Below are 14,932 nucleotides of genomic sequence, written 5' to 3' on the forward strand. Positions count from 1 at the left end.
CATGCAGGAAGAGTGGGTCAGCAAAACAGGTGCAAAACGCGTTTTGGTGGTCTTTGGCGGTTGGGCCATCGGCCCCGAACCCTTTGTCCATCTGGCGCAGGATTGCGATCTGCTGTTCGTCAGCGACTATCGTGAACTCGATTGGACCCCCAAGGGGTTGGACGCCTATGAAGAGCGTATCCTGCTGGCCTGGTCCTTTGGGGTGGCGGGCTATGCGCATTGGCAGGACGGGCGTGCAGACCCGTTTACCCGCAAGATTGCGGTCAATGGCACGCTGACCCCGGCAGACCGGCGCATGGGCATTCCGCCGATGATTTATTCCAAGACCCAAAACGGGTTGTCCGCAGAGTCATTTCAAAGCTTCGTTGCGCGGGTTTTTGATGCGCCTCAACCGCCCTTGCAGATTGATATTGCGGCGCGTCAGGCCGAATTGGCTGCGGTTCAATCCCGCGCGACGCCGGGCAAAGTGATGTTTCACCGGGTCTGGATCAGCACCGGAGACCGCATCTTTCCGCCGGCCAATCTGGATCGGGCCTGGGCCGGGCAAAGCAGCGTCATTCGGTATATGACCGATGCCCCTCATGCCCCGTTTGATCGTTTTGACAGGGTAGAGGCGCTGTGGACATGAGAGATTTTTCGCCCCCCTCGTCGCCTCCGGCATCTCGCGTCCGCCAAAGCTTTTGCCGGGGTCTGAGTTCTTATCACCAATCGGCATCGGTTCAGGCAGATATCGCACGAAACTTGGCAGATATGGTCGTCACGCACCGCGGAGCGCAGGCGGTTGGTCGGTGTCTCGAATTTGGATGCGGGACCGGGCATTTGACCCGGGCGCTGGTTGATCGACTGTCGATTGCGGATCTGGCGCTGAACGATCTGGTGGGTGACTGTGAGCCCCATGTCATGGCAAGGCTGCCTGCCGGGCAAAGGGCCCGGTTTCACGCTGGCCCGGTCGAGCGGCTGGATCCGGAGGGGACGTTCGATCTGATCGCCTCGGCGTCGGTTGTACAGTGGATCCCGGACCATCGGTGCCTTTTGCGGGATCTGTCGAACCGACTGGAACCGGGCGGGTGGATTGCGCTCAGCGGGTTTGGGCAGGACCAGTTTGGCGAACTTCAGGCGTTGGGATCTTCGGCCAGTGCGCCGGGGTATCGCAATGCAGGCGACTGGGCCGCGATGGTACCACAGGGGATGGCGCTGATGGCGACCCGTCAGATACAGACCCGCATGTATTTTCCGACGGTCCGCGCTGTGTTGCGTCATCTTCGCGAGACGGGGGTGAATGGAAATGCCCAGGGCGGTTGGAGCCGGGCCCGGTTGCAAAAGTTCGAGCAGGATTATGACGCACAGTTTGGCACGGCGCAGGGGTTGCCGCTGACGTATGATGCGGTCTGGATGCTGGCACGCAAGATCTAACAGGCCAACCAGGTCTGAACATGGGTCTTGGCGGATCGGCAGGCGGTGCTCAACGAGTGACCGCGGCCCAGCCCACAGGCAATTGCCGTCGCCAGGGTACATCCGGTGCCCCGCTTTTGGACAGCCAGCCGCGGGGCGCGCAACAGGGTGTTTCCGTCGTGTTCAAACAATTGGTCAATGCTTTCGGGCCCTGTATCATGCCCGCCCTTGACCAGAACACCCGGACACCCCTGTTGGTGCAGGGCGCGAACCTGTGTTGGGATCCCGGCGGCGGGCAGACCTGACAACTGGGTTAGCTCATCAAGGTTTGGCGTGACCACACGCACCAGTGACATCAGGTCCCGCAACAGGACCCGCATGCCGGCCTGAGTCAAGAGTGATCCGCCCGATGTGGCCCGTAAGACTGGGTCCAGAACGATGGGCAACCCGGTAGGAGCGAGCGAGTCTGCCACGGCTTTGACACTCTCGCCATTGCCGAGCATTCCAATCTTGATGGCCGTTATGTCCACGCTGTCCAGCGCGGCAACAATCTGTGCCCGGATCAGGTCCGGTGGCATCGGCTGGATCCTGTGCAATGCGCCATGGGTCTGGGCTGTGACGGCGGTAACAACCGGGCAGACCGAAACGCCAAACGCCTGAGCAGTGGCGATGTCACGGCTTAATCCCGCGCCACCGCTGCTGTCGGTGCCCGCGATAACCAACAAATGCGTCACACAACATCTCCATCTGCCATCAGGGCAATGTCCGTAAAGCCACGCTGTTGCAACTGGCGACCGGCACGCCAGGCCCGCAGCCCGCTGCGGCAGCGCAGGATGATGCGATGCCGGGTCGAGAAGGTGGCATCGGCCATGGCATCGGGCGCGATCCGTCGTGCTGAATCGATTGCCATCTCTGGAACCTCGCAGGTGGGGCGCAATTCGACCAGCTGATCCTCGGGTTTGACATCCTGTAGGGCCACAAAGGGCATCTGCCGGTCCGGCTCGGGTGCCCCAAGAAACGAGAATTGCCCCAATTGCATGGTAGCGAGATCCAGCGTTGCCATTGTGCCCAATGGCGAAGGGTCGCACGCCAGCAGCACCCGCAGCGCCATTTGGGCTTGCAAGGATCCAATCACCCCGACCACCGGTCCCAAAACCCCGGCAGTGGCACAAGAGGCGGCGTGTTCGGGGAGATCCGGGAACACGGCTCTCAGGCTGGGTGCCTGACAGCAGAACCCGCCGACATAGCCGGATTGCCCCAGGGCCGACGCCGAGATCAGCGGTTTACCCTGGGACAGACAGGTATCCGACAGGATATAGGACACTGCAAAACTGTCAGCCGCGTCAATCACCAGATCAGAGAGCGCAACCGCTGTGTGGGCATTTGCAGGCGTCAAAGCACAGATGCGGGGATGCAGGCGCAGATCGGGTTGGGCCGCCAACAGATGCGCCTGTGCCGCCTGTGCCTTGGGGTGCCCGATGTCGGTTATTCGATACAGGGGCTGACGGTGCAGATTGCCTTCTTCAACCAGATCGGGATCGAACAGGGTGATTTCGCCAACCCCGGCACCGGCCAGATATTGCAAAACTGGACAGCCCAGCCCCCCGGCACCGACCACCAGCACATGCGCGTCCGCCAATCGGGCCTGACCGATTTGGCCGACGTCGGGCAAGAGCATCTGACGGGCATAGCGGTTCATGCCGGTGCCACCTGCGGAGCACAGGCAGCGATCCAGTCCCGCGTCCTTGCCTCGGGGTTTTGTGCCATCTGGATATCCATGACCACTGCGGCGCTGTCGGCTCCGGCGGCAAAGACACCGGGCAAACGGTCCGGCGTCAACCCCCCGATGGCCACCAGGGGCGTACGCCCGGCCATCTGTTTCCACCGGCCCACCCGTTCCAGTCCCTGGGGTCCCCATTTCATCTTTTTCAGCAAAGTGGGATAGACCGGTCCCAGCGCCACATAGGCCGGATCTTGGGTCAGTGCCCGATCCAGTTCAGTCTCGTCATGTGTCGACAGACCGATATGCACTCCGGCCCGCCGCAACGCGCCCAAATCGGCATTGTCCATGTCTTCCTGTCCCAGATGCACGAAGGAACAGCGCAGGTCCAGCGCGAGGTCCCAATAGTCGTTCACCACCAGTTGCGCGCCATGAACGGCACAAAAATCGCGGGCACGGGTGATCTGGCGGCGGACCTCGGCCTTGGGCTGGTCCTTGATCCGCAGTTGCACCAGTTTCACACCGTGAGGTACCAGCAGCTCCAACCGGCCCACATGGCCGACAATCAAATAAAACCGTTCCATCATGCCAACTCTGCCAGTCCCAGGATTGGGGTTGAGGGCACGGCCATGTCGCGCCGTTCCATTGGGCTGGCGCTGAACCCGGCACGGCCAGCGTCGATGGCGGCTGCCATGGCTTGGGCCATTTGCACAGGATCGCCCGCTTTGGCCACGGCTGTATTCAGCAGAACCGCGTCCATGCCCAGTTCCATTGCCTGCACTGCATCCGAAGGGCGCCCGATCCCGGCATCCACGATCAATGGAATATCAGGGAAATGGGCCCGCATTGCGCGCAGAGCGTCCGGGTTGCGTAGCCCCTGACCGGACCCGATGGGTGCCCCCCAGGGCATCAGCACCTCACACCCCGCCTGAACCAGCTTTTCCCCCACCACCAGGTCGTCGGTGGTATAGGGAAACACCTGAAAACCATCGTCGCACAGGATCCGCGCGGATTCGACCAGCGCAAAGACATCCGGTTGCAGGCTGTCGGAATGTCCGATCACTTCCAGCTTGATCCAATTGGTGCCAAAAACTTCGCGCGCCATATGGGCTGTGGTCACGGCTTCCTGCACCGAATGGCACCCTGCGGTGTTGGGCAGGATGCGTGTGCCGGTGTCGCGCAGCATGTCCCAGAACCCCGCGCCCGAGCCATCAGCCGCTTCACGGCGCAAGCTGACGGTAACGATCTGGGTGCCACTGGCACGGATTGCGTCGACCAGTATTGCGGGAGAGGGGTATTGCGCCGTTCCCAGAAGTAAGCGTGACTGAATTTGGTGTCCGTAAAGTAGCATTTTTCATCCCCCTTGCATGGGTGCCAGCACTTCGAGCCGGTCACCGTTGGACAGGGGGGTGCCTGCGCGGGCTTCACGCGGAATGAACTGACCGTTCAGGGCGGTGGCGATGGCGGGGCTGGTATATCCGAGCTGGTGCAGTGCCTGTGCCAGGGTCGCGCCTGCTATCTCATGCGGTTGTGCGTTCACGATAATCTGCATCACTTGGTTCCTGAAAGAATTGCGTTGCCAGCTGGCCCGCCAGGGCGGGGGCCAGAAGAAATCCGTGCCGGTAAAGCCCATTCAAATGGGTGGTGTCGCCAAGGTGTGTCAGGCGCGGAATATTGTCGGCAAATGCCGGGCGCAGACCAACGCCGGTTTCGATCACACTGGCTTCACCCAGACCTGGGTGCAGGGTGAATGCAGCCCCCAGCAGTTCCAACATAGAGCGCACGGTGATGGGCCGCCATGAACTGCTTTCGATCATGGTCGCGCCGATCATGTAAATCCCGTCCCCGCGGGGCACGAGATAAAGCGGAATGCGTGGGTGCAGCAGCCGCAGGGTGCGGGTGATCTGCACGTCCTTGGTTTCAATGATCGCCATTTCGCCGCGGATCGGACGCAGCCCGCTGAGACCCGAAGCCATGCCGCGACAATCCACATCCACCTGTGCTGGGGCAGGGGTCTCGTATCGGATGTCGACACCCGCCGCCAATACGGCATCGGTCAGGTCGATCAACGCCCGGCGCGGATCCAGGTGGGCTTCATCCTCAAAAAACAAACCGTCTGAAAATCGCCCCGCCAACGCCGGTTCCAGCGTGGCGATGTCGTCGCCTGTAACCCGGCGATGCTGTTGGGTGCGCTGGGCAAAGCGGGTCAGTTCAGCCCGGTCGCGGGGTGGGGTGACCACCAGCGTGCCTGCCCGAGTGACAGGAGTGAACTGCACCCACCAGTCGATGGCCCCGGCACCCAGCCGGACCACCTGCGCGTCGGCCGTTTCACCTTCGCACCAGGGGGCCAGCATCCCGCCGGCAAACCAGGAACAGGGGTTGTCAGCAGGCGCGGTGCCGGTTTCAAAAACCGTCACCTGTGCCCCCCGGCGCGCCAGTTCCCAGGCGCTGGCGAGGCCGGCAACGCCGGCCCCTGCGATGGTGATCATTCGCCCGGCTCCAAGGCAGGGTCGGTCACCGGCATATAGAGATCGCCACCGGTCCGGAACTTCTCGGCCATCGCCTCCATGCCTTCCTTCTGGGCTTCGGCGCGGATGTCGTGGCTGATCCGCATCGAACAGAATTTCGGCCCGCACATGGAGCAGAAATGCGCCACCTTATGCGCTTGCTTCGGCAGGGTCTGGTCATGGAATTCGCGCGCGGTTTCGGGGTCCAATGCCAGGTTGAACTGATCCGCCCAGCGGAATTCGAACCGGGCGCGACTGATCGCGTCATCGCGACGCTGGGCACCGGGCAGACCCTTGGCCAGATCGGCGGCATGGGCGGCGATTTTATAGGTGATCACGCCGGTTTTCACGTCGTCCCGGTCGGGTAGGCCCAGATGTTCCTTGGGCGTCACGTAACACAGCATGGCACAGCCGAACCAGCCGATCATGGCCGCCCCGATGCCAGAGGTGATGTGGTCATAGCCGGGTGCGATATCGGTGGTCAGTGGTCCAAGCGTGTAAAACGGTGCTTCGTCACAACAGGCCAGCTGCTTGTCCATGTTTTCCTTGATCTTGTGCATGGCGACATGGCCCGGCCCTTCGATCATCACCTGGCAGTCCTTGGCCCAGGCGATCTTGGTCAGCTCACCCAGGGTTTCCAGCTCGGCAAATTGTGCTTCGTCATTGGCATCAGCAATTGATCCGGGGCGCAGACCATCCCCAAGCGAGAAGGCAACGTCATACTGGCGGCAGATCTCGCAGATCTCTTCGAAGTGTTCATAGAGGAACGACTCCTTGTGGTGGTGCAGGCACCATTTCGCCATGATCGAACCGCCCCGCGACACGATACCGGTCACGCGATTGACGGTCATCGGCACCATGTGCAGCCGCACGCCCGCGTGAATGGTGAAATAGTCCACGCCCTGTTCGGCTTGTTCGATCAGCGTGTCGCGGAACACCTCCCAGGTCAGGTCTTCGGCGATGCCGTTTACCTTTTCCAGCGCCTGATACATCGGCACGGTGCCGATGGGCACAGGCGCGTTGCGAATGATCCATTCACGGGTGTTGTGGATGTTGCGCCCCGTCGACAGATCCATGACGGTGTCAGCGCCCCAGCGGATCGACCAGACCATCTTGTCGACCTCTTCCTCCATGGAGGAGGTGACAGCCGAGGTGCCCATATTGGCATTGATCTTGACCAAGAAGTTGCGCCCGATGATCATAGGCTCGGATTCCGGGTGGTTGATGTTTGACGGGATGATGGCGCGCCCGGCGGCGACTTCGTCGCGGACAAATTCGGGCGTGACATAGTCGGGGATATTGGCCCCCCAGTCGTGACCATCGCGGTCTGTCGCACCATGACAGGGTGACAGGTCGCGCAGCTGGTTTTCGCGGATCGCGATATACTCCATTTCGGGTGTGACGATCCCGGCGCGGGCATAAGCCAGCTGGGTCACGGCCTTGCCGTCCTTGCCGCGCAGGGGGCGTGGTTTGACCGGAAATTCAGGCGTCAGGCGGTCGCCTTCGACAAAGCCGTTGTCTGCGGCGGTGATGTCACGCCCGTCGTATTCCTCGACATCACCACGGGCTTCGATCCATTTGCGGCGCAGGGGCTCCAGACCCTGTTTGATGTCGGTCAGCACGTTGGGATCGGTATAGGGGCCCGAGCTGTCATAGACTGGCAGCGGCGCTTCGCCCGCGGTGGGGTGTACAGAGATTTCGCGCATCGGCACGCGCACATCCGGGTGCATCTGGCCCGGGACATAAATCTTGCGCGACGCAGGCAATTCGCCCGTGGTGATTTTGGGATTGGGGACGTTCATTTCGGTGCTCCTCAAGCTCTCAACTCAAAAAGACACCAGATGAGGTTAGGCCGAGGGAAACAGAGGGTGTACAGGCCCTCTTGTTCGGGACTTGCACGATGCGGGAGAGTACGGCCCCCACAGCGATGCAAACCTAGCTTCCTACGCCAGTATCAACTGGGTCAGGTTCAAAGGGTCGCATCACCGGGCATATGCCCTGTCAGCCTCTCAGTCCCCTAGGCGGGACCCCCCTGCGTGGGCCAATTGGTAGGGGGTGGGGGCGGTTCGCGTCAACCGGGAAATTTCAGTCCAGCACGATGAGCCAGCCCCAGACGGTAAAGAGGCTAAGTCCGGTTGCGATCAGCACCGAGGAGGCCGCAACCCGTTTGGCACGGTTGTACATATTGGCAAAAATATAGCCGTTGAATCCGGGGGCCATGGCCGCCGTCAAAACGCCAGACCTGTATAGATCCTGTTGAAGAGACACGGTTTTTCCAAACATCCAGACCAGGGTGGGGTGGAGCAGAAGAGATATGGTGCAGACATAGAAGATCGCCTTCAAATCACCTTCGGGCCGGTATTGGACCAGCACCCCTCCCAGCGCAAAAAGCGCTCCGGGCAGGGCCGCACGTATGACCAGAGACAGGGCACTATCTACGGCTTCTGGTATTATGAAACCGGTCAGATTCACGATGAACCCCAGCGCGATTCCCAGAATCAGCACGTTCCTGAACATCGCATTCAACACCGACGTGACAGTTTTCAGGCTCCCGCTGCCCCGGTTGCGCACGATCTCCATCGCGGTAATGCCGACGCCGTAACAGAACGGCGAATGAAAGGCGACGATGGCATAATTCCCGGTCAGGTTTTCCGCCCCATAGGCGCGTTCGGTGATCGGCAGGCCCAGCAGCACCGAATTGGAAAACAGGCAGCAGAACCCTATGGCTATGGCGTCCTCCCAGTCACGTTTGAAAATCAGCCGCGCCCCACAGACCCCAGCCAGGAAACACAGGAAGGCCGCAGAATAGAAGCTGACCAGCAATGCCGGGTCAAAGCTGGCCGAGAGATCCAGATCGGCGATGGCGCGAAACAGCAGACAGGGAATGGCAAACCCCTGGGTGAACCGCATGATCCCGTCGATGTGCTGCGCCTTGAAATACCCCGCTTGGGTGGTGGCATAGCCTGCGCCAATCACCAGAAAAACGGGCAGGATGACGTCGATCAAGCTCTGGAACATGGCCGCGTGTCCAGTAGAGGTGCCCCAATCCCAGCCGGGGTGAGCGCGGCGCATTCAGGATGCCTCCGGCGGGAGTTTTCTGGCGAGATGAAAGCGGAGCGGGGAGATATATCCCCAAACCGGTTATGTGGGCGGGCGCGGATTGCAGCGCTCAGAGCGGGTAACGGATCACCATGCCATCATAGGCAGGGGTGATGTGATCCGGGGTTTCAGCCTCGACCGTGGCATAGTCCAGGTCGATATGCATGTTGGTCAACACGGCCCGGCGCGGCTGAACCTGTTTGATCCACTCTAGGGCCTTGTCCAAATGCACATGTGTCGGATGTGGGCTGCGACGCAGCGCATCCAGAATCCAGCAATCCAGGTTTTCGAGTTGGGCCCAGGAGGCGTCATGCATTTCGGCAACATCCGGCAGATAGGCGAGATCCATGATCCGAAACCCTAGACTGTCGATGGCACCGTGATTGACGGTAAAGGGCTGAAAGGGGATCGGCCCACCAGGCCCGTCGATCTCAAAGGGACCGGCGATCGACTTCAGTTCCAGAATGGGCGGATAGGGCGAGCCTTCGGGTTGAACAAAGGCATAGCCAAATCGGTTCAGGAGGGCATTTGTCGTATCACCGTCAGCCCAGACTGGCACACGGGCGCGCATGTTGAAAACGATCATGCGCAGGTCATCGATGCCGTGGACATGGTCTGCGTGGGCATGGGTATAGACCACGCCGTCCAGGCGTCCGGTACCCGAATCCAGAAGTTGCGACCGCATGTCCGGGGTCGTGTCGATCAGAACAGACGTCGTGCCCCCAGGTCCGTCGCGTTCGACCAGCATCGAACAGCGACGACGCACATTGCGCGGATTGTCGGGGTCGCAATCGCCCCAATGGCCACCCAGACGTGGAACCCCGCCAGAGGATCCACAACCGAGGATGGTAAAGCGCAGCTCTGGCGTCATGCGGCGGCCTTGTGTCGGGCAGCCTTGGTGAACAGGCGATCAAAATTGGCCTGTGTCCGGGCTGCAAATTCGGGATAATTCATGCCGAATACTTCGGCTCCCTTGCGGGCGGTATGGGCCGTATAGGCCGGCTCGTTGCGCTTGCCCCGGAATGGGGGAGGAGCGAGATATGGAGCATCGGTTTCTACCAGAATGCGATCCACCGGGGCGGCGGCAAAAATGTCGCGCACCTGCTGGCTCTTGGGGAAGGCGGCGATACCGGACATAGAGAGGTAGAACCCGAGATCCAGCGCCACGCGGGCCAGTTCGGGCGTAGAGGAAAAGCAATGCATGACGCAGGAATAAGGACCTTTGGCCATCTCGTCAGACAGAATGCGGGCCATATCGTCGTCGGCATCGCGTGAATGAATGATCAGCGGCAGGCCGGTCTGGCGGGCGGCCTCGATATGAATGCGCAGGCTTTCCTTCTGAATATCCTTGGTTTCGGCGGTATAGTGATAATCCAACCCGGTTTCGCCAATACCGACGAATTTCGGGTGTTGGGCCAAGGCGACCAGTTGATCGACCGTGGCCATCGGCTCTTCGGCGGCGCTCATCGGGTGGGTGCCAGCGGCATAGAAAACCGGAGCGTGGGATTCGGCGATGGCCCGCACGGTTGGTTCGTTTTTCAATCGCGTGCAGATTGTCACCATGCGGGTCACACCTGCGGTTGCTGCGCGGGTGACGATCTCGGGCAACAGCCCTTCGAAGTCAGGGAAATCGAGGTGGCAATGGCTGTCCGTGATTTCTGGTGTCATCTCTGGTGCTGTTGGTTCGGTCATCTCACGCCCGGCTCGCGGTTTCCTGCATCTTGAAAACCGTATCTAGGACAAGAGCGGCGGGGTCAAGGTTCACGGACTGACCGTGACGCATCCGTGCCGTCACCTGTGCCGAAAGCTCGGCCCAGGCGCGGGCCTGATGGGCATTCGGAGCCAGCCGCAGCAGAGTGTCTGCCTCTCCGGGTGCCGCCTGCGGCATCGGTGGGTGACCGGCGGCCCCGGTGCGGGCCAGCCGGGCCAGGGCAATGTCGATCAGGGTCAACAGCAGTTCGAACTTTTCACCGGCATTGCGCTGGGCGGCGGCCTCGGCCAAGGACATGGCACGACGGCGGTCGAGCTGGGGCAGGCTGCCAAGAATGGCAATCAGTTCGGCGTAGATCTGTAGCCCGCCCAGATTGAGCACGCGCAGCGCCGCCCCCACTGATCCGGCGGCAAGGGCCGCGAGCGCATCGGGATTGTCGGGCAATACGGCTCCGGCCTGGGTCAGGGCTGTCTGCATGTCCGGCGGTGAAAGAGGGGTCAGACGCAATGTGCGACAGCGTGATCGGATGGTCGGCAACAAACGCGAAGGTTGGTGCGATATCAACAGCATTGTGGTGCGGGCGGGTGGCTCTTCGAGCATCTTGAGCAGCGCATTGGCGGCGCTGGTATTCATGTCGTCGGCGGCGTCCACAATCACGACCCTGTGCCCACCGTCGGTGGCCGAGAGACCAAAGAAGCGATTCAATTTGCGCACGTCGTCGACAACGATCTGGTCACGCAGTTTGCCCTTGTCGTTGGGACTGCGGGTAATCGCAGCCAGCCCGGGTGCGGCCCCCGCCAAAATGCGATGCACCACCGGATGATCGTCTGGAATCTCAAGCGATGCCGGAGGCGGTGGTGCCCCAAAGAGCCCGTCCTCTTCGGCCGGTGGTGTGGCCAGCAGGAATTTGGCTATTCGCCAGGCCAGGGTCGCCTTGCCCACGCCCTGTGGCCCGGTCAGCATCCAGCCGTGGTGCAGGCGGCCGGCATTGTAGGCATCCAGAAACGCAGCTTCGGCCGGGTCCTGGCCAATCAGGCGCGCGGTTTCGCGCGGATGCGGTGCGCCGGGTGCCTGATCCGGGGCGGGGAGATCGTCGTTCATGCGCCATGACCATTGTGGATCAAAGCGTCCGCGACCGCTGCGGTGACGTCGGCCGAAACGTCCTGGATACCGCGATCCCCGTCAATCACCCGAAAACGGTCGGCAAATTCCTGGGCCAATGACAGAAAGCCCGCGCGCATCTTGTGCTGTAGTTCGACGCCAAAATCTTCGAACCGTTCTTCGGTGCCCTGACGCCCTTTGGCGCGGTTCAGCCCGGTCGAGGGCTCCATGTCGATCAAAAGGGTCAGATCAGGTTCCCGTCCGATCATCAGAACATGCAGCTGATCCACCACGCGACGCAGGTTGCCGCGCGACAGGCCCTGGTACATGCGGGTGCTATCTGCAAACCGATCGCAGATTACCACCTTGCCGGCCGCCAACGCAGGTTCGATTGTGCGTTCCAGATGGTCGCGCCGCGCTGCTGTGAACAGCAGAATCTCGGTTTCAGCCGACCAACGGTCAGGATCGCCTTCGAGCACCAGACGACGGATCTCTTCGGCACCCGGAGATCCGCCGGGTTCACGCGTGAGAATGACATCCTGTCCTTGCGCACGCAAAGCGTCGGCCAGCAGGCGCGCCTGAGTGGATTTTCCTGACCCGTCAATGCCCTCAAAGGTCAGGAACAGCCCGGGACGCGGGCTCACAATGTTCCCTCTGGACCTTGGAGAAAGCGCGACACCAAAAGCTCGGCGGCGGTTTTGACCCGGACAAAGAACCCCCCCGCGGGAACATCCTGTGCAGCAACCAATGGCAATCGGATTTCGGGCAGGGCCGCAGGCTTTACGACCAGTTCAGCAAGCTGCTGGCCCGCTGTAATGGGCGCGTTCACCGGGCCGGTATAGACTACTTCGGCTTCAACCTGTTTGCCCGACAACGCCGGCATCAGCACCGTCAGGTCTTTGGCAGGTACCAGCGCTACCGTTGAATCTCGACCCATCCAGACTTCGGCTTGCGCGACGGCCTGGCCTTCTTTGGCGACGGTCTTGGGGGCAAATTGGCGAAACGACCAATTAACGATGGCTTCAGCCTCCTCTGCCCGGGCGGAATTGCTGCCCAGACCCGAGATCACGAAAATCACCCGGCGGTCGCCCTGTTTGGCAGATCCGACCAAACCATAGCCTGCCTCTTCGGTGTGGCCGGTCTTGAGCCCGTCCGCGCCAATGCCCAGCCGCAAAAGCGGATTGCGATTGCGGATGTTGGAGGGCGCGCGCCCGTCAAACTTGAACTCGGTTTCCGCAAACAGCGTGTAATATTCAGGGAAATCCTCGATCAGCCGCTCGGCCAGAATGGCCAAATCTTCGACTGACATGCGGTGCCCGACTGCGGGCCAGCCGTTGGAATTGGCAAAGGTCGAATTCATCATGCCCAGCTGTTGCGCACGCTGTGTCATGTAGCGGGCAAACCCGGCCTCGGTGCCATCCGGGCTCAGCGCCTCGGCGATGACCGCGCAGGCATCGTTGCCTGACAGCACGATGATCCCCCGTAACAGATCCTCGACCCGGACCCGATCCTGGGTGTTGAGGAACATGGTCGAACCCTTATAGCTCATTGCGTGGCTCGATACGGGCAGCCGTTCATCCAGGGTCAGGCGTCCGTCCCGGATTGCCTCAAAGGCGACATACAGCGTCATCAGCTTGGACATCGACGCGGGCGGCAGGGGCTCCTGCGCGTTCTTGTTCAGTAGAACGGTATCCGTGCTCTGATCCAGAACAAAAGCGGCGCGGGCCTTGGTGTCAAAGGCGTCAGCAGGCAGGGGGCCGAAACCAGCCAGAAACCCTGCCAGGGTCAGTGAGCAAAGAGTGGTGCGAAACGTATAGGTCACTTGGGGTCAGGTCCCGTCAGTTGGTCACGGCATAGGCATCAGAGAAACCGGTCTTTTGAATTCTTTTCAACAGGCTGGAGCGTTCCGATTTGGTTTGGGCGGGGCCCACCAGAACACGCCAGAATTTCTTGCCGTTGGAGGATTGTTCATAAACCGTGGGGGTCATGCCCGCATCGCGCATGATTTTTGCAGTGCGGTTGGCGTTTGTTTCAACGCTGAAGATCCCGATCTGGATATAAGGTTTGTCGAGCTTGGACGGCGTCGCAGCAGGTTTCGGCGCGGCTGTGGCAGCTGGCGCAGATTGTGGCGCGGGCGAGATCAACGAGGAAGCTTCGATAGCGGCGGCGGCACCTGCAATCGGGTCCAATGCCTGTTCGGTGATCTGGTTTTCGGTATCGGACTGGATCGTACCGGCAGCAACGGCGGGTGTGTCGCTGTCTTCGTCGAGGTCGCTGAGCAGGGGCGCGGCTTCGCTGACAGGTGGCTCTTCGTCCACTGTTTCACGGCGCAAGGCCGTCACGTTCAACTCGACAGGTGCGCCGGCCAGCATTCCCAAAGCGGCCGCAGCATCTGATGAGGCCTGGACCCGAGGGCCGGGAATTTCGCGTTCGCGCCGGAATAGGGCACCAATCACGAACTTGCCGTTTGCATTGTTGCGGATGATCACCCGTTCCGGGTCCTTGGCGTCAGGGTGCGCCACCCATACCCCACCCAATGAAGGACGTCCGTCCCATAGACCGGCTTCGGTAACCTGAAAGACTTCGGGGGCTTCGACATCGCGTTCAACCAGCTTGGTGCTGGTTTGCGGCTCCGTGCTGGCGGCTGTTTCGCCGTCCGCAGGTTTCAAAAAAGACAGGTCCGGACCGCTTTCGCAGGCGGTCAAAACACCCAAAGCCAATCCTATCGCCACCACGCGTATGCCGCGTCGTGTTCCGTTTGAAATGTGAACCATCGCCTGTCCCCTGCCTGTCGGGATGTCCCGGTTGCCTGCCCGCGCCGGTTGACCGGCCTCTCTGCGTGACGCTGGTGAACAAACACGCGTCGATTGCACCATAGCGCGAGGGGGGGCACATGGAAAGACTGTCCCGCAGCACTCGGCAAGAATTCCCCTTGGCGCGAATGGGGGGCATTCCGCACGCAGGGCCCGGTTGTCCTGTGGCGCAGTCGCAGCACGTATGCCGAGGCTTGATTGCAGCCTAATCCAACGATGGGATTGCCCGGGGCCTGATCAGACTGGGCTTGGTACCCCGCGCGCTGCCATCCACCTAGCCAACCGGGCGCAGGTTCGCCAAAGGGAACCAAAGATGCGGCGCAAATCGGAGCACTCGACTTGTGCCTCGCTGTTCAAAACTATTTCCAATGGCCTGTCATTTTTTTACTTGCCTGTACCGGCGTCCCGTCCTAAACCCGCAGCGCACCGGGGAGGTGGCAGAGTGGTCGAATGCGGCGGTCTTGAAAACCGTTGAACGTGAGAGCGTTCCCAGGGTTCGAATCCCTGTCTCCCCGCCACAAAATCAATGACTTATACGGGTTTTTGATTGCCCCTCCCGAAGTGCCAAATGACAGTTTCCCAAAAAGTT

The 14,932-nt window shown here is 61.1% G+C and carries 16 protein-coding genes, 1 tRNA gene and 1 riboswitch; of the genes, 3 read left to right on the forward strand and 14 right to left on the reverse strand.

Translation table 11 applies throughout. From position 1 onward, the window contains the following. Position 1: 1 nt before the first annotated feature. Positions 2–628, forward strand: a complete 627-nt coding sequence (locus QEZ52_RS06630; protein ID WP_406648771.1) for a pimeloyl-ACP methyl esterase BioG family protein — start codon at positions 2–4, stop codon at positions 626–628. Beyond that, positions 625–1,413, forward strand: coding sequence for a methyltransferase domain-containing protein (locus QEZ52_RS06635; RefSeq protein ID WP_406648772.1), 789 nt, complete (start codon positions 625–627; stop codon positions 1,411–1,413). Before QEZ52_RS06630 ends, QEZ52_RS06635 begins: the two co-directional genes overlap by 4 nt. Here QEZ52_RS06635 and QEZ52_RS06640 read toward each other — a convergent pair. The 14 genes from QEZ52_RS06640 to QEZ52_RS06705 all read right to left on the reverse strand — a co-directional run bounded on the left by QEZ52_RS06640 (position 1,410) and on the right by QEZ52_RS06705 (position 14,304). Then, positions 1,410–2,126: a hydroxymethylpyrimidine/phosphomethylpyrimidine kinase gene (locus QEZ52_RS06640; RefSeq protein ID WP_406648773.1), complete on the reverse strand. Its 717-nt coding sequence runs from the start codon at positions 2,124–2,126 to the stop codon at positions 1,410–1,412. The genes QEZ52_RS06635 and QEZ52_RS06640 overlap by 4 nt on opposite strands. Continuing rightward, entirely contained in the window at positions 2,123–3,091 is a 969-nt protein-coding gene (locus QEZ52_RS06645; protein WP_406648775.1) for a ThiF family adenylyltransferase, read from the reverse strand. The genes QEZ52_RS06640 and QEZ52_RS06645 overlap by 4 nt, the downstream gene beginning before the upstream one ends. Then, the gene (locus QEZ52_RS06650; RefSeq protein WP_406650358.1) at positions 3,088–3,696 is read right to left on the reverse strand and encodes a thiamine phosphate synthase; all 609 of its coding nucleotides are present in this window, start codon (positions 3,694–3,696) and stop codon (positions 3,088–3,090) included. The genes QEZ52_RS06645 and QEZ52_RS06650 overlap by 4 nt, the downstream gene beginning before the upstream one ends. Continuing rightward, complete coding sequence (locus QEZ52_RS06655) at positions 3,696–4,463, reverse strand: thiazole synthase (RefSeq protein ID WP_406648776.1); 768 nt, start codon at positions 4,461–4,463, stop codon at positions 3,696–3,698. Before QEZ52_RS06655 ends, QEZ52_RS06650 begins: the two co-directional genes overlap by 1 nt. 3 nt (positions 4,464–4,466) lie before the next feature. After that, positions 4,467–4,664, reverse strand: a complete 198-nt coding sequence (thiS, locus tag QEZ52_RS06660; RefSeq protein ID WP_406648778.1) for a sulfur carrier protein ThiS — start codon at positions 4,662–4,664, stop codon at positions 4,467–4,469. Beyond that, entirely contained in the window at positions 4,633–5,601 is a 969-nt protein-coding gene (locus QEZ52_RS06665; protein ID WP_406648779.1) for an FAD-dependent oxidoreductase, read from the reverse strand. The genes thiS and QEZ52_RS06665 overlap by 32 nt, the downstream gene beginning before the upstream one ends. Further along, a complete protein-coding gene (gene thiC / locus QEZ52_RS06670; RefSeq protein ID WP_406648780.1) occupies positions 5,598–7,421 on the reverse strand; it encodes a phosphomethylpyrimidine synthase ThiC in 1,824 nt (607 codons plus the stop codon). The genes QEZ52_RS06665 and thiC overlap by 4 nt, the downstream gene beginning before the upstream one ends. Before the next feature lie 121 nt (positions 7,422–7,542). Next, a riboswitch (TPP riboswitch) is annotated at positions 7,543–7,663 on the reverse strand. 41 nt (positions 7,664–7,704) lie between these two features. After that, on the reverse strand, positions 7,705–8,637 hold the full coding sequence (locus QEZ52_RS06675; protein WP_406650361.1) for an AEC family transporter: 933 nt from the start codon (positions 8,635–8,637) through the stop codon (positions 7,705–7,707). A 151-nt stretch (positions 8,638–8,788) separates the two neighbouring features. Continuing rightward, positions 8,789–9,589, reverse strand: coding sequence for an MBL fold metallo-hydrolase (locus tag QEZ52_RS06680; RefSeq protein ID WP_406648781.1), 801 nt, complete (start codon positions 9,587–9,589; stop codon positions 8,789–8,791). Beyond that, positions 9,586–10,410 carry a TatD family hydrolase gene (locus QEZ52_RS06685; RefSeq protein ID WP_406648783.1) on the reverse strand — a complete coding sequence of 275 codons (825 nt, stop codon included), beginning with the start codon at positions 10,408–10,410 and terminating at the stop codon, positions 9,586–9,588. Before QEZ52_RS06685 ends, QEZ52_RS06680 begins: the two co-directional genes overlap by 4 nt. 1 nt (position 10,411) lies before the next feature. Then, positions 10,412–11,530 carry a DNA polymerase III subunit delta' gene (locus QEZ52_RS06690; protein WP_406648784.1) on the reverse strand — a complete coding sequence of 373 codons (1,119 nt, stop codon included), beginning with the start codon at positions 11,528–11,530 and terminating at the stop codon, positions 10,412–10,414. Continuing rightward, positions 11,527–12,174: a dTMP kinase gene (tmk, locus tag QEZ52_RS06695; protein ID WP_406648787.1), complete on the reverse strand. Its 648-nt coding sequence runs from the start codon at positions 12,172–12,174 to the stop codon at positions 11,527–11,529. Before tmk ends, QEZ52_RS06690 begins: the two co-directional genes overlap by 4 nt. Continuing rightward, on the reverse strand, positions 12,171–13,319 hold the full coding sequence (locus tag QEZ52_RS06700) for a D-alanyl-D-alanine carboxypeptidase family protein (protein WP_406650364.1): 1,149 nt from the start codon (positions 13,317–13,319) through the stop codon (positions 12,171–12,173). The genes tmk and QEZ52_RS06700 overlap by 4 nt, the downstream gene beginning before the upstream one ends. Positions 13,320–13,368: 49 nt before the next feature. Further along, positions 13,369–14,304, reverse strand: a complete 936-nt coding sequence (locus tag QEZ52_RS06705) for an SPOR domain-containing protein (RefSeq protein WP_406648788.1) — start codon at positions 14,302–14,304, stop codon at positions 13,369–13,371. A gap of 467 nt (positions 14,305–14,771) precedes the next feature. Between QEZ52_RS06705 and QEZ52_RS06710 the strand changes: the two genes are divergently transcribed. Further along, positions 14,772–14,861 (forward strand) — tRNA-Ser (locus QEZ52_RS06710). The last annotated feature ends 71 nt before the right edge of the window (positions 14,862–14,932 follow it).

The sequence above is a fragment of the Aliisedimentitalea scapharcae genome, assembly GCF_045277565.1.
GTDB classification, from domain to species: Bacteria; Pseudomonadota; Alphaproteobacteria; order Rhodobacterales; family Rhodobacteraceae; genus Aliisedimentitalea; species Aliisedimentitalea scapharcae.